Raw genomic sequence first — 21,476 nt, forward strand, 5'->3', positions numbered from 1 at the left:
TCCCATTCGGCGGCGACAAACGGTATGGCAGGGAGGGATATGACCCTGCTTGATCTCAGCCGAGAGCTTTCCCGGGAGCGCGAATGACCAGCGTGGCGCGAATCGCGAGGCGGTGGCTCGGTCCAGCCAAGGTGGCTGCCGGCAGGAGACTGCTCGCGATCCTCGTCACCGCACCTTTCCTCGCCGGACTTGCCGCCCCAAGCATCTCGCGGGCCGCCCAGCCCGGCGCTGCGTCCGCCCCCGCGCCGACCAGATCCGCCAAGGCATCCCCGGCAGCAACCCCCGCGGCGATCCGCGCCGTACCGACTGCGCCGCCCGAGATCAGCCAGCCGCTGCCGCCGCCGCGGGTGTACCTGTTCCGCGGCGCGCTCGGGCCGCTGTTCTCGACCGGGATGGATCGTCTGGCCGAAAAGATCGAGCAGGCCGGCTACCGGGCCAGTGTCTATGAATTCACGCTGTGCGACCTGATCGCGCTCCAGGTGGCCAAGAACTACCGCCAGGAGCCGGGCCCGATCGTGCTGATCGGCCATTCGATGGGCGGGCTGTGCAGCGTCCGCATCGCGATCACGCTGCAGGAGCAGAACATCCCGGTTGCCCTCGTCGTCACCGTCGATCCGGCGCATGCGACCAAGAGCGTGCCGCCCAACGTGCAGCGCTTCATCAACCTGTTCCTGTCCGACAACATTCTCGGCGGCGGCGACGTCAAGCCGGAGCCCGGCTTTCGCGGTCACTACGCCAGCTTCGACATGAAGGATCATGATGAGGTCACGCACATCAACATCGACAAGATGGAGGACGTGCACGCCCAATTGGTCACCATGATCAGCCAATTGTCGCAGACCTCGGCCACCGCCGACGCGGAGCCGGTGCCGCTGCGCTATTTGGTGCCGCCGAAAGCCTCCGTGGAGCTGTGGGACAGCGGCACTGCTCTGGCGGTACGGCCGGGCGAGACCCTGGACCAGATCGCCACCAATTATCACGTTCCGCTCTGGGCGCTCCAGCAATCCAACCGCGGCCTCGCCACCCAGCCGTTGGTCCCCGGCCAGCGCATCATCCTGCCGCGCCACCTGCTGCCGCAGGCGGCAAACCAGTCGCCGCAGCCGCCTTCGGAAGCCCAGGCCAGACGCTGAGCGCTCTAGCCCGGCGGCAGGAACGGAATGATCATCGGCACGCGCTGCCGGTAGGTGACGTAATCCGGCCCGAGCTCCTGCGCGAGGAAGACCTCTTCCATCTTTGCCTTCCAGGCCATCCCGAGCGAGATCAGGACGGCGCCCAGCACGGCGGTCACCGTGCCCACCGCGATGCCGGTGGCGATCATGCCGAGGATCAGCCCGGTATAGATGGGGTGACGGACCATGCCGTAGGGGCCGGTGTCGATGACCTTGTGGCCTTCCTTGTGGGTGATCGCGTTGGACCAGAAGCGGCCGAGATGGATGCGCGCCCACCAAGTGAAGGCGATGCCGGCCAGGGTGACGACGGTCAGCAGGTAGACGCCGGTCTCACCGGGAGTCCAGAACGGTTTCTCGCCGAGCAGGCGCGAGGTCCACGGCGTGAACAGGATGCCGCCGAGCACGATCAGCGCGTGATAGCGGCTGGTCTTGATCACCGTCACATGCTTGCGGGTCTGCCCCGACCAGAACGAGGCGCCGACCCAGCTCGCGAGCCAGATCAGCCAGATGATGGCCAGCAGCGAGGTGGGCCAGGTGGTGGTCCATCCGCTGAACGCAAACGACGAGATGGGGCTGGCATCGCCGGACATGTGTTGGAACCGTTATGAGACCTGGGACCGGCTGCTCTTAGCTATTCGGCCGCGGTGCGAAAAGGGTGTTGTTTACCGTCGAGCCGCTTTCCCGGCTCGGAACCGAGCAGAAAGCCGATCGTCTCGCGCAAGGTCGGCTCGATCGGGCGCGGGACGTAGCCGAGCTCGCGTTTGGCCCTGTCGATCGACAGATCCGAGGCCGCGCGGGCGATCCGCACCCCCTCGGCGGTGCCGGACGGGCAGCGCTTGGTGAGGTGATCGGAGACGAGCTCGAGCATGCCCGCCGACAGCTCGGCCAGCCGGCCGGGCACGGCGACCGCGACATGTTTGCGGCCGCTGATCGCCGCCATGAGATCGAGGATCCGGCTGAGACGCAGGCTCTCGCCGCCGAACACGTAGCGGCCGCCGACCTTGCCGCGCTCCATCGCCAGGATCAGGCCGTCCGCGACGTCGCGGACGTCGACCAGGTTGACGACGAAGTCGAGATAGAGCTGGAGCCGGCTGTCCAGGAAGTGCCGCAGCATCTGCGAGGGCGGTGTCAGGTTGCTGTCGTGCGGCCCGATCGGCATTGTCGGCGTGCCCACCACGACGGGGAAGCCGTCCGCCGCGGCGGCCATGGCGCGGGCCTCCGCCAGCGCCTTGGAGCGCGTATAGGCGCCCGGCATCGCCTCGGCCGGCGGTGCGGTCGGTGCCGATGCGGCGCCGGTCGAGCCGGGATAGTTGAACAGGATGGATTCGGTCGAACAGTGCAGGAACCGGCGCACCCGGCCGGCGCGCGCCGCCGCCAGCACCGTCTCCGTGCCCACGCAATTGACGCGGTAGAAGTCCTCGCGGTCCGGCATCCACATGCCGGGCAGTCCAGCCAGATGATAGACCTGATCGACGCCGGCGACCGCCTGCTTCACCAGGCCCGCATCGAGCACCGAGCCTTCGATGTACTCGACGTCAGCGATCATGTGGCTGGGGCAGCGAATATCGAGCACACGCACCTCCGCGCCCCGCGTCGCGAGCGCAGAGACGAGGTGATGGCCGATGAAACCGCTGCCGCCGGTGACGAGGACTTTCATTAGGGGCGCGAGTGCTGATCGCCTTGAAGCCGGTCCGATGCGAGCCGATCCGGCGACCAGTCCGGCGCGATGAGGTCGGACACCGAAGGCCGCAGACCCAACGCCATGTACAATTTCGCCATCACGAACATCGGACCGAGAAAGAGATGCGCCGGATGATCCAGCAGAGATGGATTGTTGCGCTCGAACACCTTGTGGCCCACGGCCTGCGAGACAAAGCCGAAGATGATGAGCGCGGCAAACAGCGCCCAGAAGGCGACGCCATGGACGTGATCGGCGATCATCATGGCCGCAGCAAGGAACAGAACGGCGAAGGCCAGGATGCCGGCCCCGAGTGCGGCATCGAGCAGCAGCCAGTAGAGTAGGACGGGCAGCGCCAGCACGGCGCCGAGGCCGATCCGGATGCCGAACGCGTCGAAATGCCACAAGCTCAGGGGCAGCACGGCGCCCAGGAACAACAGGATGATCCCGAACACATGCATCAGGCCGTTGCGCGGATCGCGATGGTATTCGACGTAGTCGACCATCTGGCGTCGGAACATGGCGTTCATGGCTGGCTCGCTCGTCAATGAGATCGACCGTCGCTCAATCGACGGCCGCAAAGAGGGGGCTATACCATCAAGCGGCTGCATCGACAAACCCGGCAATCACGGCCCAGCAGCATTGCCGCGCGACCCGACTTGAAAACAGGTTCCATTGGCGCCTGTCGGGAATAGCGTATCGGCAACCTGCTGAGACAACAGTCGCACCTGCAGCGCGCTGGGTTCATGGCCTCAGCGCAGGTCTCAATTGCATCAACTGCGATGCTTGCGCGGGGCCTGCTTGTGGGGCGCTGCCGGGGCAGGGGCCGAAGGCGGCGGCGCGGCCTCTTCTACGGTCTTTGCGATCGGGATGATCTGGATCTGCTGATTGACGGCGGCGGTCGGCTTGGACGGGTCGAGCAACTGCTCCTCGCCAAGTCCGATCGATTGCAGCCGCTTGACCGAGATCTTGAAGGTGTTCGCCAGGATGTCGCGGATCGCGTCGGCGCGGCGCTGGCTCAGGATGACGTTGGCCTCGCGCTTGCCGTTGGCCTCGACATGGCCGACGATCAGGAAGGTGTAGGGCAGCAGATCGGAATACACCATCGCATCGGCGATCCGCCCGACGGTCTGGTACGATTCCGGGCGCACGATCGGCGTGTCCACGTCGAACTGGATGTCGACGTTGAAGGCCGGCAGATTCATCAGCTCCGGCGCGATCGGCGGACGCTTCTGCGGCGGTGGCTCGTTGCGCCCGCGCGACCTGGAACGCTCCTGCGTCTGCTGCTTCAGCGCCGGCAGATCCAGCGTGGGTGCGGTTTCGAAGCGGCCGAGCTGGCGCACGATGTCCTCGCGACCCGGCTCCTGCGACCAAGCGGGCGCGCTCGCGGCCATCAGCGAAGCCACGATCGGCCCTGACAGCAATGATCTCGCGGTCCGCCGCATCAGCGATACCCCGCTTCGCCCATCGCCTGCTGACACCGCGCGCTCACGCCGTTGGCCGTCATCAGGCACGGGATCGATTTGCTCGTCTCCTTCGTGGAGCCGCCACACAGCTTGACGATCTCGCGCTGGCAGGCGTTGGCGACCGTGACCCGTGCCGCGATGCGCTTCTGGATCGCCTCGAACGCCTTGAAATAGGTCGCCTTGCACTGCGCGGAGACCACGTCCTGGTTGCGCGAGAGGCATTCCTTGAGGCGGTTGGAGTCGAGATTGACGCCGCGGCAATTGGCGGTGATGTCGGCGCCGCAGCTCGACGCGATCAGCCCCGCGGAATCGCCAAAGCTCATCGTCTGCGCCGCCGCCAGCGAGGGCACACACAGCGCGACCGCAACACTCAACAGAATGTATCCCCGGACCATGCAGTCATCTCATACGACGCGAGCTGCCACGGTCAAGGCCTAACAGCGGCGAAGCTGTGGGACGTTGATGAAGCGGCCAAATCTGCCAGTCTCGGAGACGTTCAGCAGGCGCGTTCGGCTGCAAATGACCGGCCTCTGGAGCGATCGTCGGTCAAAAAGTGGATTTCAGGACGCGATCCATCTCGGCGAAGAGCCGTCCCTGCTCGGCAACGAGCTTGTCGACGATGTCCGTCGAAACCACCAGGCGGTTTTCGGGGGACGTGGCGTTGGCGCCAAAGACATAGACCGTGTATCGCCCGAGCGTTTCGATCGCGAAGCCGGCATGCGGATCATATGGCAGCTCGATCGCTCCGTGCTCCATCGGGTTCGACGTCAGCAGACAGGCCTGGCCCACGAGCTCGATAGCGTCCAAGGATGCGGCGATGGTCGTGGCCCTGGGAGCTGCCGACGGGTAGTTCTGACCGATCCAATCGAACGCCTGAGCCACCGTGCGACCGCTGCGTGCGACATCATCGATCACCAGCGGCTTGAACAGGACGGGAGGGCCGATGAAGCTGGACGCCAATCTCACGCCGGTGCTGTCACCCTCGAGGGGGATGACGGGAATGTCCAGCCGCAGATACTCCTTGACGAACCGCCCCACGGAGGCGCCGCCGCGATTCAGCGTGAAGATCGCATCGGGGACCAGATCGTTCGCGAAAGCGGCAATCCTGCCCAGACCGGAAAGTGTCTGGTCAGTATCGATGCGCCGGATCGCCAGCACGGGGCTTGCGCTCTCGATCGATCGAACGAGATCTTCGATCTTCTCGAACAGAGAGTGTTCGGCGTTCGACGGCCCCTTGTCTGCCAGCGCTTCGATCAACCGGACGAGATTGGCCGACGTTCGTGCCGAAAACAGCCGGTTGGTTCCGAATGGATTGGCCGGTTCGATCGTGAGGAATCCCGCCTCTCGTCCCAGCGTGGCGATCTGGTCGATATCGGCGAGCCGCTGCGAGGCCCAAAGATGATCGACGTGAACCATCAGCGCGTCGATATAGCCTTCCAGCCGCCTGGCCAGCAGTTTCTCGCGGGCGAGCATGTTCAGGAATGCCGGAGCTGCAACATGTGAGCCGACGTCATGTCTCGTCCTGGTCGGCTGGCGAACGTCGGCGGACGCGGTCGCTGCGGCTGCCGCTGGACGCCGGCTTTCCCGCCACGCCGTCACCTGAGAATGCATCGCCTCGAACTCCGCGATGCGCTGGTCGATGGCCTGTTCGCCCTCGCGTTCAACGAGGCTGTTGTAGTTCTTCCGCGCCCCCGCGCGCCGTTCGGGAGGCGTGCCGGTCAGTTCGAGGAGCTGCTCGATCTTGGCACCTGCGGTCATGACCCACCATCTGCCCAGGACGCGAAAGAGACGCCCTCATGAGCGAGAAACTGCTTCACTTTCTCCATCAGCTCATCGATCAGAGACGAGCACTGAGTAGGTAGTCCCTTACTTTCCACAATGCTAGCTGCTAGTCCTTTCTTTTCCTTCAAGCTGGCATCGAGACGTGCCTGCTGATCGGCATTCAGGTAGGGCCAGAGCGCTTCGAGTTCCGCCATGCAGCTCTCCTGCGCCAGTCCGGCCGCAGAACGTGAGGCTAGCACGGCCTCGGCGCGGTCTCCTAGCTCCGCCAAACCCAGAATTCGGGTCAAGGAGAGCGCGCGCTTGAGCGCTTTGACGAGCTTGCCCGCCTGTCGGTGAGCCAACATGTCGCGGAGCAGAAACTTGAGATAGCGCAGAAGCTCCTCGGGGACGACCAGCGGCCAGGGCGGGTTGCCGTCGGCTGTGAGCACGGCCTCCTGGAAGACGAAGCTGCGGCTGGCCGCACCCTTGCTCCGATCGGACGGATCGGAAGGCAGCACGACGTTCGATACCGGCATCACGCCAAATGGCGTGACGCCGTCGACGAAGTCGAGCTTGATCCGCTCGCTTTCGGTCGCCAGCGAACGCAGCCGACCCAACGCGGTGATGAGGTCTTCCCACGGAGCCTGATACTCTCGATCGAATTTGACCCGAACCAGAATGGTCGGACCATCACGACGCATGAGACGTTCGACACGATTGGCGATCTCGCTGCCATCGTCGAAGATGTATTGGGCAAGGTCGACATCCCCCAGCGCGGCCACCCGTCCAGCGAACGTCGTGGAGCCGGACAAGACGACGTTCCCGCGTCCCTCCAACATGCTTCGTTCCGCCACGCTGACGAGCCCGTCGAGGGTGATCGCGCTGGGGAATGCAAACGCAAGCGGCCAAGGTACGTAGACCGTCCAGGACCCGCTCCGGGTCGTGAGGTATCCGGCATGCTCGGCAGCAACACTCAGCCGTTCGTCCGGATCACAATGGGCGCTCTGGAAGGCATACTCCTGAACCAGTCGCTTGAAGCTGCCGATGATCAGCTCCGGAGCCGTCCCTCGCTCGGCATCGACGGCCAACGCAATAATGTCATTCGGCGTGAAAGGTGCAGCCATGGAGCTATGCCATGAAATTTTACAATCATAGCTTTAGGCCCGAACTTCAGCAAGCACCGCCGCTCGCGCGGGGTCACGCCCGCTGCACGAAGCTGTCGACGACGTGCTTTTCGCCGGCCTTGTCGAAGGCGATGGTCAGCTTGTTGCCGTCGATCTTGACGACGCGGCCATAGCCGAACTTCTGATGGAAGACGCGGTCGTCGAGGGCGAATTCCGATGTCGTGCCGGTGGATTTCGCCACCAGCTCGCCCTCGATGGTCATCGGTCCGCGCTTGCCACGGCCGAAATGACCGCCGAAGCCGCTGCCGAACGGATCACGGCCCGAGAACGGCGACGGCTCTTCCTTGAAGCCGCCCTCCGACGAACCGCGCGCTGCGCCCGGCCGACGTGCCTGCGCGCGCTGCCAACCCGGCGTGGAATAGCTCGATCCGAACGACTCGACATTGTCGAAGCGCGACGGGCCGTAGCCCCCGGCGCCGCCCCAGCCCGAGCCGCCCTTCGACTCGGTGATCTCGACGCTCGCCGCGGGCAGCTCGTCGAGAAAGCGCGACGGGATCGTGGTGGTCCAGGTGCCGTGGATGCGGCGGTTGGTGGCGAAATAGATTTTTGCCCGACGCCGCGCGCGGGTCAGGCCGACATGGGCGAGGCGGCGCTCCTCTTCCAGCCCGGCGCGGCCCTGCTCGTCGAGCGTGCGCTGGCTCGGGAATAGCCCTTCCTCCCAGCCCGGCAGGAACACGTTGTCGAACTCCAGCCCCTTGGCCGAATGCAAGGTCATCAGCGACACCGCTTCCTCGTCGGCCGCGCCCTCGCGGTCCATCACCAGCGAGATGTGCTCGAGGAAGCCGTGCAGGTTCTCGAACTCCTCCATCGAGCGGACGAGCTCCTTGAGGTTGTCCAGTCGCCCGGCCGCATCGGCCGAGCGGTCCTTCTGCCACATCTCGGTGTAGCCGCTCTCGTCGAGCACGATCTCGGCGAGCTCGGTATGCGGCGTCACCTCGCGCTGGGCGCGCCAGCGCTCGAACTGCAGGATCAGCCCGCGCAGCGAGCCGCGCGCCTTCGGCTTCAGCTCGTCGGTCTCGACCACCGCGCGCGCCGCCTCGAACAGCGGGATGCGGCGCTTGCGGGCGTGGTCGTGCAGCATCTGCACCGTGGCATCACCGAGCCCGCGCTTCGGCACGTTGACGATGCGCTCGAAGGCGAGGTCGTCGGCCGGCGAGTTGATGACGCGCAAATAGGCCAGCGCGTCGCGGATCTCGGCGCGCTCGTAGAAGCGCGGGCCGCCGATCACGCGATAGGGCAGGCCGAGCGTGACGAAGCGGTCTTCGAACTCGCGCATCTGGTAGGACGCGCGCACCAGGATCGCGATGTCGTTGAGATGCTCGCCCTTGCGCTGCAGCTCCTCGATCTCCTCGCCGATGCCGCGCGCTTCCTCTTCGGAATCCCAGGCGCCGGTGACGGTGACCTTCTCGCCCTCGACGTCCTCGGTATGCAAGGTCTTGCCGAGCCGGCCTTCATTGTGGGTGATGAGGTGCGAGGCGGCGGCGAGGATGTGCCCGGTGGAGCGGTAGTTGCGCTCGAGGCGAATGACCTTGGCGCCGGGGAAGTCGTGCTCGAAGCGCAGGATGTTGTCGACCTCGGCGCCACGCCAGCCATAGATCGACTGATCGTCGTCGCCGACGCAGCAGATGTTCTTGAGTGGCGGCGTGGCGCCCTGCGCGGCGTCGTCATTCCGGGGCGCACCGCCGGGTGCGAACCCGGAATCTCGCAGTTGGTTATCCTCAGCGCGGGATTCCGGGTTCGGCTCTTCGAGCCGCCCCGGAATGACGGAGGATGGGGCGACGGCACGCGACGAACTCGGCGCCTGCGACAGCAGCCGCAGCCACAGATATTGCGCGACGTTGGTGTCCTGATACTCGTCGACCAGGATGAACTTGAAGCGGCTCTGATATTGCCGCAGCACGTCAGGGTTCTCGCGGAACAGCCGGATGCTCTCCAGCAGCAGGTCGCCGAAATCGGCGGCGTTGAGGATCTTCAGCCGTTCCTGGTAGCTCGCATAGAGCTTGCCGCCCTTGCCGTTGGCGAACACGGCGGCCTCGCCCGAAGGCACCTGGGACGGCGCCAGGCCGCGGTTCTTCCAGCCGTCGATCAGGCCGGCCAGCATGCGCGCCGGCCAGCGCTTGTCGTCGATGTTCTCGGCTTGCAGCAACTGCTTGAGCAGGCGGATCTGGTCATCGACGTCGAGCACGGTGAAATTGGACTTGAGCTGCACCAGCTCGGCATGGCTGCGCAGGATGCGGCCGGAGATCGAGTGGAAGGTGCCGAGCCAGGGCATGCCCTCGACCGCCTGTCCGAGCATCTCGGCAAGCCGCGTCTTCATCTCGCGTGCGGCCTTGTTGGTGAAGGTCACCGACAGGATCTCGCTCGGCCGGGCGCGGCCTTGGCTCAGGATATGCGCGATGCGCGTGGTCAGCACACGGGTCTTGCCGGTGCCTGCGCCGGCGAGCACGAGCACCGGGCCATCGAGCGTTTCGACCGCCTCGCGCTGCTCCGGATTGAGGCCGGCCAGATAGCGCGCGCCACCGGTCGCGGCGGCGCGGGCGCGCGCGGCGATGCCGCCGGCAACGGGCTGGTGGTCAGGCGCAGGAAAGGGGCTCACGCGGTTGGGCTCGGTCATCAGCGAATCAGTCTCGTCCCTCGGATGGCATCATATGACGGCATCACGAGGTCTGCAGGAAGGAGCCCTCATAGCAGGGATTGACGGCTATATGGGGCCGGGTCCGGCGTTTTACAGCCCTAAATCGGACCAGACGGACGCCGCTCCAGCCTCGCTGGGCATTTGTTCCGGCAAATCGCGAAATTTTAGCGGCCCGCCTGGCCGGAACCTTTGTTCCGAGCCATGATTATTTCGGCAACGGCGCAAGCTCCGCGTCGCTTTGAACCGCAATCGAGAGACAGAGGTCGTGTCATGTTAGGCTGGGTTGTCACCTTCCTGGTTATCGCATTGATCGCCGGCATTCTCGGCTTCGGCGGCGTCGCCGGTGCCTCCATCGAGATCGCCAAGATCATCTTCTTCATCGCCATCGTGCTGTTTCTGGTTTCGGCCGTCGTGGGCCTCGCCCGCGGCCGCAGCCGCGTGTAGTCGGCCTCATCCCTGACAATGAGGTCGGCGAAGGGCGCAGTGCCTCGCAAGAGGTGCGGCGCCCTTTGCGTTTTGAGGAGGTGTCAGGCCGGGGCCGTCAGCGCGACCTGCACCTTGGCGAGGGCGGGATCGAGCGCCACGGAGGCGAGGCGCGTATCGTTGGAGAGCGCGGTCAGAGTGAGCGTCTGGTCCTGCACGCGGAAGATCCGGCACAGCGTCGTCGCCTCCGAGGCGTCGCGCAGCATCACCGACAACGGCGCGATGTGGGTCTCGTCGGCGATCTTCTCCGCCACGAGCGCAAGCCGCGTCGCCGCCGCCGCAAGCTGCTCGGTGCGGTGTGCGGTCGTATTGGCCGCGAGCGGCAAGCCTTCCTCGTTGGTGAGCAGCACGGTCTGGAAGCGGCCGACTTCGGCGATGCGGTCGAGCAGCGGCACCAGCTCGCGGCGCCGGCCCGGCCGGCTCGCGAGCTGCGCCAGATCCAGCGAGATGCGCTCACGCTCGACCAGCGGCGCCAGCACATCTTCGATCGCGCTGCGCAGGCTGGTCTCCCGCTCGATGGCGTCGTGGCTGCTCTGCTCCTGCAACTGGTCGAGGCTGGCCGCCTGCATCTGCACCTGCCGGCGCAACAGCTCGCGGGACAGCGCGCCCTGGCGGGCGCCGAACAGATAGCCCGAGGTCAAGAGCAGAATGGCGGCGCCGAGGCCGCTCACGATGGCATAGATCGTCATGGTCGCTTCGTCGCTGTGAGTTGACTGCAATCATCGACGCCCGCAATGCGCAGCACGGCCTTGCGGTCGCCCGCGACCGCCTGGGCATCGCCGCGCGCCTCGCCGGCGCCGGCCGCGCGCACCGACATCCGCTGCGCGGGGAGGCCCTCGCGCTTCAACTGGGCCGCGATCTCCTTGGCGCGCGAATAGCTGAGCAGCACGTTCAGATCCTCGGTGCCGCTGGCATCGGTATGCCCCTCGATGATGATGGTCGCCTCACCATGGCGCGCGAGCGCGCGTTGCAGGATCGCCAGCGACCGCTTCATGTCGGCAGGGTTCGGTCGTGCGCTGCCGCGCTCGAAGCCGACCGCCAGCGGCGCGAAGCACTCGGCGGAGGGCTTCGCGGGGCTCTGGGGCTCCGGGGGCGCTGCCGGGGCGACCGGCGGTGTCGGTGGCGCGACCACGACGGGAGCGATCACGGGCGGCATCGGCGGCGCCGCGACCGGTGCCGGGTCGACGATCCGCGCCTCCCGTCGCTTGGGTGCCGCGTCGGCAACGGGGGCGTCGCGCTGCGGCACGGCCGTCACCGGCATTGCGGCCGTCGCGACCGGCGGCGTGGCGGTGCCTTGCTGCCAGAGCGCTGCCGACATGACGGCGATCAGGGTGCCGGCGACGGCAAAGGCCGCGGCGAGCCAGACCGGCGCCTCCTCGCCGGCCACGGTGCACGCATCGATGCGCATGGCGGGCGAAGGCAGAGCGGAGTTCGGGGAGGGCGCCAGCATGTCAGCCCACGGGCACCTTGAATTTCGGCGTGATCAGGTCGATGCCGCATTCGAGCCCCGCGCACCACGCGATGAACTGGCGCGACATCGTAGCATCCGGAAACAGCGCGCCGTGCTGCGGGGCGATGATCTCGATGTCGAGCGTGCTGACCATCTGCGCCCACGCCTTCATGACGCGGTTGGAGACCATGTAGCGCCGGTGAAAGCCCTCCATGAAGCGCGTATGCGCCTTGAAGTCGCGCACGACGGTGTAGTCGACGCCGATCGAGGCGCCGAGGTCGCCGCTGTAGAGGATCTTCGAGATCGGATCGTAGAGCTGGAAATTGCCCTCACTGTGCAGGAAGTGCGCCGGCAGCGCGTACAGCCTGCTGCCCGCGAGATCGAACACCATGCCCTCGTCGGGGATCGGCTTCAGCCGGTGGGCAACGATGTGGTCGAAGCCGAAATGCGGCACGAAGCGGGTCCACAGCTCGGAGATGTAGGCGTCGGCGTCGGTCGTCATCAGCCAGCCGTTGATCGCCGCGACGATGTCGGGATCCTGGTGCGACAGGAACAGATATTTCAGCCGCCCGCCCGAGAGCTCGCTGAAGGTCTCGCTGAGCACCCTGGAATAGACCTTGTGGCCGCCCGGATCGAGCAGCATGCCGACGCGGTCGTGGATGATCAGATGCTGGTTCGCCTGCACCGCGTGGTCGCCGGCGCCGAAATCCTCCAGCAGAATGTTCTTGTGAACGCCGTCGTCGTAGAGGACGGTATTGGCCATGAAACTACTCCCGCCGGCGCCGCGCCATCGCAGCGCGCCGGCTCATTGGACGACGGTGCGCTACAGTACCTTCTGCAGCGATCTGACGGCTTCGCGCATGTCGAAGAAGGTCAGCCCGAGCTTGCTGTTCTCGTTGGTGAGCGCGAGCAGCAGCGCGCCGCGGCCGGCGCTGACCAGCACGGCATAGCCGGACTCGCCGCGGATGATGACCTCCTGCAGATGGCTGCGGCCGAGCTCCATGGCGGCGCGGCCGCCGAGCGACAGCAAGGTCGCGGTCATGCCGGCAACCCGCGTCTCCTCCATGTCGGCCGCGAGCACACTCGCGATCATCAGCCCGTCCTCCGAGATCAGCGCGCAGGCCTCGACCCCGAACGAGTCGCTCTGCAGCTTGCGCAGCACCCGGTTGATTTCATCGAGTCGTGACATCGGCTTCTCCTCGACGGCGCGCGGGGCAAACTTGGAATGAAACTGGGTTTGAGCCATGGCGGGGTCCTGGTCATCATCTTGAGCTGTTGAAACGGAAGCGGTCGGAATGTCGATTTGTGCAGTAACGAAGGAGGGATACAGCGGGTCATCCGGGACCAGCGTCGTCGTCTGTTCCGGACTGCCGTCCGGCGCCGTCAGCGCGCGCGTCTCGATCGTATCGACCGCATCGTCGAGCGCGCGCTGCTCGGCCTTGATGCGTGATCGCGAGACCGGCGGATCCATCGCCTGCAACTGGGTCACCAGCGCTTGGCGGGCCGACTGGTAGACTTCGGCGCGGCGTTCGGGGGTGGAATCCGGCAGGCTCTCCATCGCGCGCGACAGCAGGATGAAGTAGTCGGCGGTGGTCACGGGCAGGGCTGCCGCATCCTCATGCGGACCGTGCGCTCGGCTCAGCAGGCTTGCGAGGCGTCCCATCGCTCTCTCGTCACTCTACGCAACTAACGATGCATAAGGTTAGGTCGGTGCAAGGGACAGGACGAATGATCTGAATCAAATTAACTAAAATCAGGACCAGACTGCGTAATCCCGCCCTCAAGTCGACCGCAGCAGATCATCGTGTGGCCACGATTGCCGCCAATGCGCCGTATTGCCGCCGCGTTCGGCGCAACTGCGCCTCGGTCGCAGCCAGAATCAGCTACGATCACGGCGACGAATGGCGGCGCGGGGAGGGCAATGTGAACGTCCGGGACTATGTGCAGCGCGATGCGACGGCGCTTGCCGCCGCGGTGAAGGGCGGCGAGACCCATGCGGCGGAGCTGCTGCAGCTCGCGCTGGCGCAGAACGAGCGGGCCCAGCCGAGGACCAACGCCGTCTGCAGGCTGATGGAGCGCGAGGCCCGCGCGCAGCTCGCCAAGCCCGCCAACGGCCCGCTCACCGGCGTACCGTTCCTGATCAAGGACTGCGCCCAGGACTATGCGGGCCTGCCGACGGCCTATGGCAGCAAGGCGCTGTCCGGATTCGTCGCCGGCGAGCATGCCTCGGTCGTGAGGCGGTATCTCGAGGCCGGTCTCGTGATCTTCGGCAAGACCAACCTGCCGGAGCTCGCGCTGAAGGGCGTCAGCGACTCCCGCGCCTTCGGCCGCGTCAGCAACCCCTGGAATCCCGCACATACGCCCGGCGGCTCCAGCGGCGGCGCTGCGGCGGCGGTCGCTTCGGGCGTCGTGCCGATGGCCGCCGGCAATGACGGCGGCGGCTCGATCCGCATTCCCGCCGCCTGCTGCGGCCTGTTCGGCCTGAAGCCATCGCGCGGGCTGATCTCGTCAGGGCCCGGCTTCGGCGAGTACTGGTTCGGCGCATCCAGCGAGGGCGTGTTGTCGCGCAGCGTCCGCGACACCGCGCTCGCGCTCGACGTCATCGCGGGCGGCGAGCCCGGTGATCCCTTTCTCACCGCCGAGCCCGGCGTGGTCTACGCCAACGCGGTGGCCCGCGATCCCGGCCGCCTGCGCATCGGCTACACGGTGGCGTCGCCGATCGGGACCGAGGTGCATGCCGAGGCGAAGCTTGCGGTCGACAACGCCGTGAAGCTGCTGCAGGGCCTTGGTCACGAGGTCGAGGAGGCCTCGCCCGACATCGATGGCGCCGCGCTTGCGACAGCGTTCCTGCACATCTATTTCGGCCAGGTCGCGGCGCTGGTCGCCGACGCGCGCGGCAAGGGCGCCAGGCGCGAGGAGTTCGAGCTGCTGACGCGGGTGCTGTCGACGCTCGGCGGCGCGATCTCGGCCGGCGCGCTGACGACGCAGCTCTTGAAATGGAACGAGTTCGCGCGGGCGCTGGCGCGCTTCCATGCCCGCTACGACCTGCTGCTGACGCCGACGCTCGCGCACCCTCCGATCCGGCACGGCGAGGGCGATCCGAGCACCGCCGAGCAGACCCTGCTCGACATGCTCGACCGCATCGGCCTGCTCGGGCTGATGACGCGCTGGGGCCTGCTCGACGGCATGATCGACAAGATCGCCCGCGACAGCCTGCAATATGTCCCGTTCACGCAGCTCGCCAATCTCGCGGGCACGCCGGCGATGAGCGTGCCGCTGCACTGGACCGCCGACAGCCTGCCGCTCGGCGTGCAGTTCGTGGGCCGGCTCGGCGACGAGACGAGGCTGCTGCAGCTCGCCCGCCAGCTCGAGCAGGCGCAGCCCTGGTTCGCGCGCCTGCCGGACTGGGTGATGCAGAGCTGACCACACCCGGCGGGCCGGTTCGAGCGGCGGGGTCGTGCTTCGCACGACGCCGTGCACGTCCATCGCGATTGCGTGCGCGCTGTTTGTGGTGTTCTATCTTAGGTGGAGCGCGGTCGCCTAAGCCGCGCCGGCTCGGCGACGTTCTTCGGACGGCCACGTTCTTCGGACGGCCACGTTCTTCGCGCCCGGCACATCGCACGTCGCTGCCGTCGTGCGGAAACTACTCCGCGTCGCTTCCGACGGTCCGCTCGTCCGGTGCCGTGCCATGCACATTGGCGATACTTTCAGAGGGCTGGATCATGAACGTCACAGTCTATTTCGCGACCAACAGGCAACCGATCACGGCTGAAGGCACGAATCAGATTACCGGGTTCAGCTCCGAGCTCGGTCCCGTCAACGGCTTGAACATCAGGTATGGCCGGGCCGAGATCGCGGTCGATCTGCAGGCATCGAGCTATGCCCTGGTGCCTGGATCGCTTCATGTCGAGGATGAGCAACTGATCTTTCCGCAAGGCTCCCGTGCGGTCCTCGGCAGCAATACGATCTTCGGCGCCCTGCGTGCCGACATGCTGGCGAAGGCGCGGCCGACGCTGGCGTTCATTCACGGCTTCAGCAACAGCTTCGTCGACTCGATCGAACGCGCCGGGTGGATCTCGGCGTTCTACGGGATCGACGCCAACATGTTCGTGTTCAGTTGGCCGTCGGTCGCCTCGCTGGTCGGCGTGCCGCTGCCCTTTGTGGACTACCAGCACGATCGCAAGACGGCGGCGGCATCCGGCCCGGCCGTGGCACGCACGCTGCGGCGGCTCTATGATTTCGTCGACGGGCTGCCCGAGAGCGAACGCTGCAACCAGAGCATTCATCTCATCTGTCACAGCATGGGCGTCTATGTCCTGCGCAACGCGTTGCAGGCCTTGATGCAGATGCCCGACCCGGTCGCCGGCGCGGCCATGGCCGGCGGCGTTCCGGCGATGGTGCGGATGGGCGGGACGCAGCCGTCCCTGACCGGATTGCGCAGGACCTTCGACAAGGTCGTGCTCGCGGCGGCCGACGAGGACGCGGACGCGTTCGACGACCCGGCGAAGCTGAAATATCTGCCGCGCACCGCGAGCAGCGTCACGGTCTATCACTCGACCAAGGATTGGGTGCTCAATACGCTGAGCGCGGGCACGAAATTCAACGGTCCGCGGCTCGGCAGCGACGGTCCCGACAACATGGGCAGCGTCAGCGACAAGGTCACCGCGATCGATTGTTCGGATGTGACGACGTTCGAGCAGGACCCGCAGCAGCACCAGTATTACCGGATCTTCCCGGTGGTCCGCGACGACATCGTCCAGGTGCTGCAGGGCGTGCCGCAGAACCAGGTCAGCAACCGCGATCCGGTGGGGTCGGGACGCTACCGCATTCGGCCGCAGGCCCGCTTGGCGGTCAGGGCCACCAGTCCCAAGCCGCGCGCCGCGAAGGCGCGCGTCGCCAAGTCCGGTGCTGCGAAGAAGAGGGCGGCCGGCGGGAGCTGAGCGCGGGACGCAGGCGCGCCCGCATGGGCCGGCTCGGCGACGAGACGAGGCTGCTGCGGCTCGCCCGCCAGCTCGAGCAGGCGCAGCCCTGGTTCGCGCGCCTGCCGGACTGGGTGATGCAGAGCTGACGATCTCAGCGTTTGATGATGACCACTTCGAGATACTCCGACGGCACCACCATCGTGCCGTCCTCGGCGCGATTGAGCGTCCCGATCAGGGCCAGCATGTCGCGCTTGAGATCGGCCTGGCGGTCGCCATCAAGCGCAGCGAAGGCCTTGAGCACCGGGCCATAGTAGGTCTTGAACACGTCGACGAAATGCTCAGGCGAGCGGTAGCGCATCGCGAAATGACGCCGATGGCAGCGAATGTCGGTGGCATCGGCGAACATCTCTCGGATGCGTGCCTCGGTGCCCCACAGCGCCGGCGATCTGGCGCCGGCGGGCGGTGGCAGATATTTGCCGAGCGTCTTGAACAACTGGCCGATGAAGCCGTCGGGGGTCCAATTGGCCAGGCCGATCTTGCCGCCGCTGCGGCACACCCGGGTGAGCTCGGCGGCGGCGCGCTCCTGCTGGGGCGTGAACATCACGCCGAATGTCGAGACCACCACGTCGAATGTGCCATCGCCGAACGGAAGCGCCTCGGCATCGGCCTCCTGGAACTGCACGGACAGGCCGTCGGCGGCGGCACGCTGGCGCCCGCGGTCGAGCAGGGCAGGCACGTAGTCGGTCGAGACGACGTTGCACCAGCGCCGCGCCGCAGCCAATGTGACGTTGCCGTTGCCGGCGGCCACGTCGAGCACCTTCTGGCCGGCGCGGATGTCAAGCGCCTCGCAGAGTTCCTCGCCGACGATCTGCAGCGTGTTGCCGACGATGGCGTAGTCGCCGGACGACCACGCGCTGTGCTGGCGTGCCTTGAGCGCGGTGAAATCCGGCTCTGCGGTCGCGCCGGCCTGAATTGCAGCTGATGCGGTCATGATGGTCTCCTCCGGAGAATGCAGCGCTGTTGCGCGCGCTGGTGTGTGGAGACGTACGCGGCAGGCTTCGGGCGGCGCTATCCAGATCGCGACACGGCCATCCGGATCGTGAACTTTTCGAGCGCCGCCGATGACCCATAGGCAATTGGACGTCGTCGCATGATGGACGGAGATCAGGTTCCCCTGGCGGCGCGGCAGCCTTTGCCACGCAGCGTGCGCCGCGCGCTCGAAGCGATGCATGACGACCTCGGGCGGCGCTGGACGCTGGCCGATCTGGCGAAGATTGCCGGCGTTTCCGGACGGACCTTGCAGCGCCAGTTCGTCAGGTCGATCGGCCGGTCGCCGCAAATGGTCCGGCAGGAGATCGGCTACGCGCGCGCCCGTGTCGAGTTTCTGCAGGGGCGCGCCGGCGGGAAGGTGATGGACGTCGCGCTGCGCTGCGGCTTCCCGCATTACGGCCGCTTCGCCGCCGGCTATCGTCGCTGCCACGGCGAGACGCCGTCGGAAACCCTGAAGCGGCAGGCGGTCTTGATGGCGCAGCTCGCCGCGTCGCGCACCACCATTGCGCCGGTGCGCGATCGGCCGACCATTGCCTTCGCCATGATCGCCACCGATCCGAGCGTGCGCGAGCTGGCGGACGACCTCGCGGCCGAGCTCACGCTGGCGCTGACCCGCGCGGGATTTGCCGTGACGACCCAGCCGCGCGCGGCGCGCTACCGCATGAACGCGTCGCTCCAGGGTCGGGATGGCGCGTCACGGCTGCTGCTGCAGCTGATCGACCAGGACAGCGGCGGGCTGATATGGGCGCATCGCGGCGAGGTCATGCTGCGGTGGGAGGCCGACGGTCACGAACGGTTGGCCGCCCGCGTGGCGGCATCGCTGCTGCAAAGCCTGCGCCGCGCCGAGATCGATCGGGCGCTGCGCAAACCGGATGAGGATCTGACCGCGCAGGATCTCGCGCTGCGCGCCATGCCCGGCGTGCTGTCGCTCGACGCCGACGGCAACCGCAGTGCGCTCGAGCTGCTGCATCAGGCCATCGCCCGCGATCCCCGTCATGCCCTGGCCACGGCGCTCGCGGCCTGGGCCTACGGCCAGCGCGCGGTCTATCATTTCGGCACCGCGCCCGGGCAGGACCGGCAGCTTGGTCGCGCGCTGGCGCAGCGCGTGCCGACCGAGCTCGCGGATGCGACCGTGCTGTGCGTGCTCGGCAACGCGCTCACCTTGCTGGATGAGCTCGCCGAGGCCGAGCAGGTGGTGGGCCGGGCGCTCGCGCTGGATGGCGGTGCCGCCTGGGCCTGGAGCCGCAGCGGCTGGCTCGATGTCTATCGCGGCGATGCCGCGTCGGCGATCGAGCGCTTTCGGATTGCGCTGGATCTCGCGCCGCAGGACCCGCTCGCCTTCAACGCCATCATTGGAATCGGCTGCGCGTATTTCGCCGCCGGGACCTACGCGGAGGCGGCGCGCTGGCAGCAGCGCGGCCTGCGCGAGCACCCGTCGTCGCTCTGGGTGCACCGGACCATGTGCCCGTCCCACGTGCTGGCGGGCGAGCGATCCGCGGCCCTGCGCAGTCTGCAGGCGCTGCGTGCCGGCTATCCGGACCTGACCCTGGCCGAGGTCCAGCGCGGCATGCCGCCGCTACCGGACGCCTATTCGGCCCGGGTATTCGAGGGATTGTCCGACGCCGGCCTGCCGGCGTAGCGGCGGCCGGTCACCGTCACCTCTTCGGCATGCCGATGGCGCGGCCGAGCCCGTCGGGCTGCGGCAGCGCGGCATGCGCCTGCAGCACGCGGGCGATGTTGGCCTGGATGTCCGGCGGAAACGGCGCGACCTTGCGCTTGGTCATGTCGATATGCACCGACATGCCCTCCGAACTCGCCGAGATCCAGCCCTCGTCGGCGTGGCGGAGCTCCTCGAACGTGTGCAGCCGCTTCTCGTCGGCACCGATCAGCCAGACCGCGACCTGCACCGGATCACCCAGATGGATCTCGCGCAAATAGCGCACGTGGCACTCCGTGATGAAGGTCGAGCCCTGCCGTTCCTTCATGTAGGCCGGTCCGATGCCGAGCTCGGCCCATAGCTGGTCGATCGCGCGGTCGAACATGACGTTGTAATAGGCCATGTTGAGATGGCCGTTGTAGTCGATCCATTGCGGCTCGATCTGCATGATGGACGACAGGAACGGCCCCGCGCCGGCTTGTATGGGCACTGCATTATCGCTCATCGGCTCTTCCGTTTGCTCCCTTGACCCCTGTTGCGTCCTTTGCCACGGTCCGCCCAACTTTCGGAGGAAGCAGTGGCGACGACGATCCCCCATCACGATTTGAAGCGGCCCGCGCCGGAGGCGCTCAAGAGCGCGCTCGACGCACTCGCGGCTCGCTTCGGCAACCGGCTCATCACCTCGCAGGCCGTGCGCGAGCAACATGGCCATACCACGACCTGGCTGCCGACGCAGCCGCCGGATGGCGTGGTGCTGGCGCAGGAGACCGCCGACATCCAGGACGTCGTCCGCATCTGTGCACCAAAGGGCGTGCCGATCATTCCGTTCGGCACCGGCACCTCGCTGGAGGGCCAGGTCAATGCGCCGGCCGGCGGCATCTGCATCGACATGCGCGACATGAACAAGGTGCTGGAGGTGCATGCCGAGGACCTCGACTGCGTGATCCAGCCCGGCATCACCCGCAAGACCTTGAACGAATATCTGCGCGACCAGGGCCTGTTCTTTCCGATCGATCCCGGCGCCGACGCGTCCCTCGGCGGCATGGCGTCGACGCGGGCCTCCGGCACCAATGCGGTGCGCTACGGCACCATCCGCGAGAACGTGCTGGCGCTGAAGGTCGTGCGCGGCGACGGCGAGATCATCAAGACCGGCACCCGCGCCAAGAAGTCCGCGGCCGGCTACGATTTGACGCACCTGTTCATCGGCGCCGAGGGCACGCTCGGCATCATCTGCGAGATGACGATCCGGCTGCGCGGCATTCCCGAGACCATCGCCGCGGCGTCGTGCTCGTTCGAGACCGTGCGCGGCGCCTGCCAGGCGACGATCCTCGCGATCCAGACCGGCATTCCGGTGGCGCGCATCGAGCTGCTCAATGCGGCGCAGGTCAAGGCCTGCAACGCCTATTCCAAGCTGACGCTGCCGGAGACGCCGCTGCTGCTCTTGGAGTTTCACGGCAGCGAGGCCGAGGTCGCCGAGCAGTCGAAGAACTTTGCCGAGATCGCCAGGGAGTGCGGCGGCGGCGACTTCGCCTGGACCACCAAGCCGGAGGACCGCACCAAGCTGTGGCAGGCGCGTCACGATGCCTATTGGTCCGTGAAGGCGATCCGGCCCGGTGTCGGCGTGGTCGCGACCGATGTCTGCGTGCCGATCTCCAGGCTCGCGGACTGCGTCACCGAGACCGAGGAGGACCTCGCGCGTCTCAGGCTGACCTCGCCGATCGTCGGCCATGTCGGCGACGGCAATTTCCACTGCTCCTTGATGTGCGACGTCGACGACGCCGACGAGATGGCCCGCGGCGACGAGTTCATGCATCGCCTCGTCGAGCGCGCGCAGGCCATGGGCGGCACCTGCACCGGCGAGCACGGCATCGGCCAGGGCAAGCAGAAATATCTCGAGTCCGAGCTCGGCCCGGAAGCGCTCGATGCGATGCGCGCGGTGAAGCAGGCGCTCGATCCGCAGAACATCTTCAATCCAGGCAAGATCATCCCGGCGCGCTGATCGGCAATCCAAGCCGAGCTGG

General features: G+C 66.8%; 20 protein-coding genes. 6 read left to right on the forward strand and 14 right to left on the reverse strand.

The window, feature by feature from the left end; all coding sequences use genetic code 11:
* Positions 1-83 precede the first annotated feature (83 nt).
* Positions 84-1,130, forward strand: a complete 1,047-nt coding sequence (locus tag ACQR1E_RS17455; RefSeq protein WP_315825266.1) for an alpha/beta fold hydrolase — start codon at positions 84-86, stop codon at positions 1,128-1,130.
* 5 nt (positions 1,131-1,135) lie between these two features.
* Here ACQR1E_RS17455 and ACQR1E_RS17460 read toward each other — a convergent pair whose 3' ends face one another.
* From ACQR1E_RS17460 to ACQR1E_RS17495, 8 genes are all read right to left on the reverse strand, one after another.
* Positions 1,136-1,759 carry a methyltransferase family protein gene (locus ACQR1E_RS17460; RefSeq protein ID WP_315752449.1) on the reverse strand — a complete coding sequence of 208 codons (624 nt, stop codon included), beginning with the start codon at positions 1,757-1,759 and terminating at the stop codon, positions 1,136-1,138.
* A gap of 41 nt (positions 1,760-1,800) precedes the next feature.
* Complete coding sequence (locus ACQR1E_RS17465) at positions 1,801-2,826, reverse strand: NAD-dependent epimerase/dehydratase family protein (protein ID WP_315825265.1); 1,026 nt, start codon at positions 2,824-2,826, stop codon at positions 1,801-1,803.
* Entirely contained in the window at positions 2,826-3,377 is a 552-nt protein-coding gene (locus ACQR1E_RS17470) for an Mpo1-like protein (protein ID WP_315825264.1), read from the reverse strand. Before ACQR1E_RS17470 ends, ACQR1E_RS17465 begins: the two co-directional genes overlap by 1 nt.
* A gap of 243 nt (positions 3,378-3,620) precedes the next feature.
* On the reverse strand, positions 3,621-4,292 hold the full coding sequence (locus ACQR1E_RS17475) for an OmpA family protein (protein ID WP_315713405.1): 672 nt from the start codon (positions 4,290-4,292) through the stop codon (positions 3,621-3,623).
* Positions 4,292-4,708 (reverse strand): hypothetical protein, encoded by a 417-nt coding sequence (locus ACQR1E_RS17480; protein ID WP_315713404.1) that lies wholly within the window; start codon positions 4,706-4,708, stop codon positions 4,292-4,294. Before ACQR1E_RS17480 ends, ACQR1E_RS17475 begins: the two co-directional genes overlap by 1 nt.
* A 151-nt stretch (positions 4,709-4,859) precedes the next feature.
* Positions 4,860-5,786 carry a hypothetical protein gene (locus tag ACQR1E_RS17485; protein ID WP_315825263.1) on the reverse strand — a complete coding sequence of 309 codons (927 nt, stop codon included), beginning with the start codon at positions 5,784-5,786 and terminating at the stop codon, positions 4,860-4,862.
* Positions 5,787-6,067: 281 nt separating this feature from the next.
* On the reverse strand, positions 6,068-7,198 hold the full coding sequence (locus tag ACQR1E_RS17490; RefSeq protein ID WP_315825262.1) for a hypothetical protein: 1,131 nt from the start codon (positions 7,196-7,198) through the stop codon (positions 6,068-6,070).
* Positions 7,199-7,271: 73 nt separating this feature from the next.
* A complete protein-coding gene (locus ACQR1E_RS17495; RefSeq protein ID WP_315752452.1) occupies positions 7,272-9,872 on the reverse strand; it encodes an ATP-dependent helicase in 2,601 nt (866 codons plus the stop codon).
* A 291-nt stretch (positions 9,873-10,163) separates the two neighbouring features.
* Between ACQR1E_RS17495 and ACQR1E_RS17500 the strand changes: the two genes are divergently transcribed.
* A complete protein-coding gene (locus ACQR1E_RS17500) occupies positions 10,164-10,337 on the forward strand; it encodes a DUF1328 domain-containing protein (RefSeq protein ID WP_009030497.1) in 174 nt (57 codons plus the stop codon).
* Positions 10,338-10,420: 83 nt separating this feature from the next.
* On the opposite strand, the gene ACQR1E_RS17505 is transcribed toward ACQR1E_RS17500, so the two are convergent.
* Genes ACQR1E_RS17505 through ACQR1E_RS17520 form a run of 4 tightly spaced genes read right to left on the reverse strand, consistent with a single transcriptional unit; the run spans position 10,421 to position 13,489 of the window.
* Entirely contained in the window at positions 10,421-11,065 is a 645-nt protein-coding gene (locus tag ACQR1E_RS17505) for a hypothetical protein (protein ID WP_315713402.1), read from the reverse strand.
* The gene (locus ACQR1E_RS17510) at positions 11,062-11,826 is read right to left on the reverse strand and encodes an OmpA family protein (RefSeq protein ID WP_434897345.1); all 765 of its coding nucleotides are present in this window, start codon (positions 11,824-11,826) and stop codon (positions 11,062-11,064) included. Before ACQR1E_RS17510 ends, ACQR1E_RS17505 begins: the two co-directional genes overlap by 4 nt.
* A 1-nt stretch (position 11,827) precedes the next feature.
* Complete coding sequence (locus tag ACQR1E_RS17515) at positions 11,828-12,589, reverse strand: MBL fold metallo-hydrolase (RefSeq protein ID WP_315713400.1); 762 nt, start codon at positions 12,587-12,589, stop codon at positions 11,828-11,830.
* Between the two features lie 60 nt (positions 12,590-12,649).
* A complete protein-coding gene (locus ACQR1E_RS17520) occupies positions 12,650-13,489 on the reverse strand; it encodes a roadblock/LC7 domain-containing protein (protein WP_315825259.1) in 840 nt (279 codons plus the stop codon).
* A gap of 260 nt (positions 13,490-13,749) precedes the next feature.
* Between ACQR1E_RS17520 and ACQR1E_RS17525 the strand changes: the two genes are divergently transcribed.
* Positions 13,750-15,249 carry an amidase gene (locus ACQR1E_RS17525; protein ID WP_434897395.1) on the forward strand — a complete coding sequence of 500 codons (1,500 nt, stop codon included), beginning with the start codon at positions 13,750-13,752 and terminating at the stop codon, positions 15,247-15,249.
* Positions 15,250-15,548: 299 nt separating this feature from the next.
* Positions 15,549-16,766 carry an alpha/beta hydrolase gene (locus ACQR1E_RS17530; RefSeq protein WP_316183992.1) on the forward strand — a complete coding sequence of 406 codons (1,218 nt, stop codon included), beginning with the start codon at positions 15,549-15,551 and terminating at the stop codon, positions 16,764-16,766.
* Positions 16,767-16,899: 133 nt separating this feature from the next.
* Here the strand turns inward: ACQR1E_RS17530 and ACQR1E_RS17535 are convergent, their stop codons facing one another.
* Complete coding sequence (locus tag ACQR1E_RS17535; RefSeq protein ID WP_316165975.1) at positions 16,900-17,739, reverse strand: class I SAM-dependent methyltransferase; 840 nt, start codon at positions 17,737-17,739, stop codon at positions 16,900-16,902.
* A 159-nt stretch (positions 17,740-17,898) separates the two neighbouring features.
* Between ACQR1E_RS17535 and ACQR1E_RS17540 the strand changes: the two genes are divergently transcribed.
* The gene (locus ACQR1E_RS17540) at positions 17,899-19,437 is read left to right on the forward strand and encodes a helix-turn-helix domain-containing protein (RefSeq protein WP_434897346.1); all 1,539 of its coding nucleotides are present in this window, start codon (positions 17,899-17,901) and stop codon (positions 19,435-19,437) included.
* A gap of 16 nt (positions 19,438-19,453) precedes the next feature.
* Here ACQR1E_RS17540 and ACQR1E_RS17545 read toward each other — a convergent pair whose 3' ends face one another.
* Entirely contained in the window at positions 19,454-19,960 is a 507-nt protein-coding gene (locus tag ACQR1E_RS17545) for a thioesterase family protein (protein WP_315752458.1), read from the reverse strand.
* Positions 19,961-20,032: 72 nt separating this feature from the next.
* On the opposite strand from ACQR1E_RS17545, the gene ACQR1E_RS17550 reads away from it, so the two are divergent.
* Entirely contained in the window at positions 20,033-21,454 is a 1,422-nt protein-coding gene (locus tag ACQR1E_RS17550; protein WP_316183990.1) for an FAD-binding oxidoreductase, read from the forward strand.
* The last annotated feature ends 22 nt before the right edge of the window (positions 21,455-21,476 follow it).

Source organism: Bradyrhizobium sp. HKCCYLRH1030 (genome assembly GCF_051168395.1).
Taxonomy (GTDB): domain Bacteria; phylum Pseudomonadota; class Alphaproteobacteria; order Rhizobiales; family Xanthobacteraceae; genus Bradyrhizobium.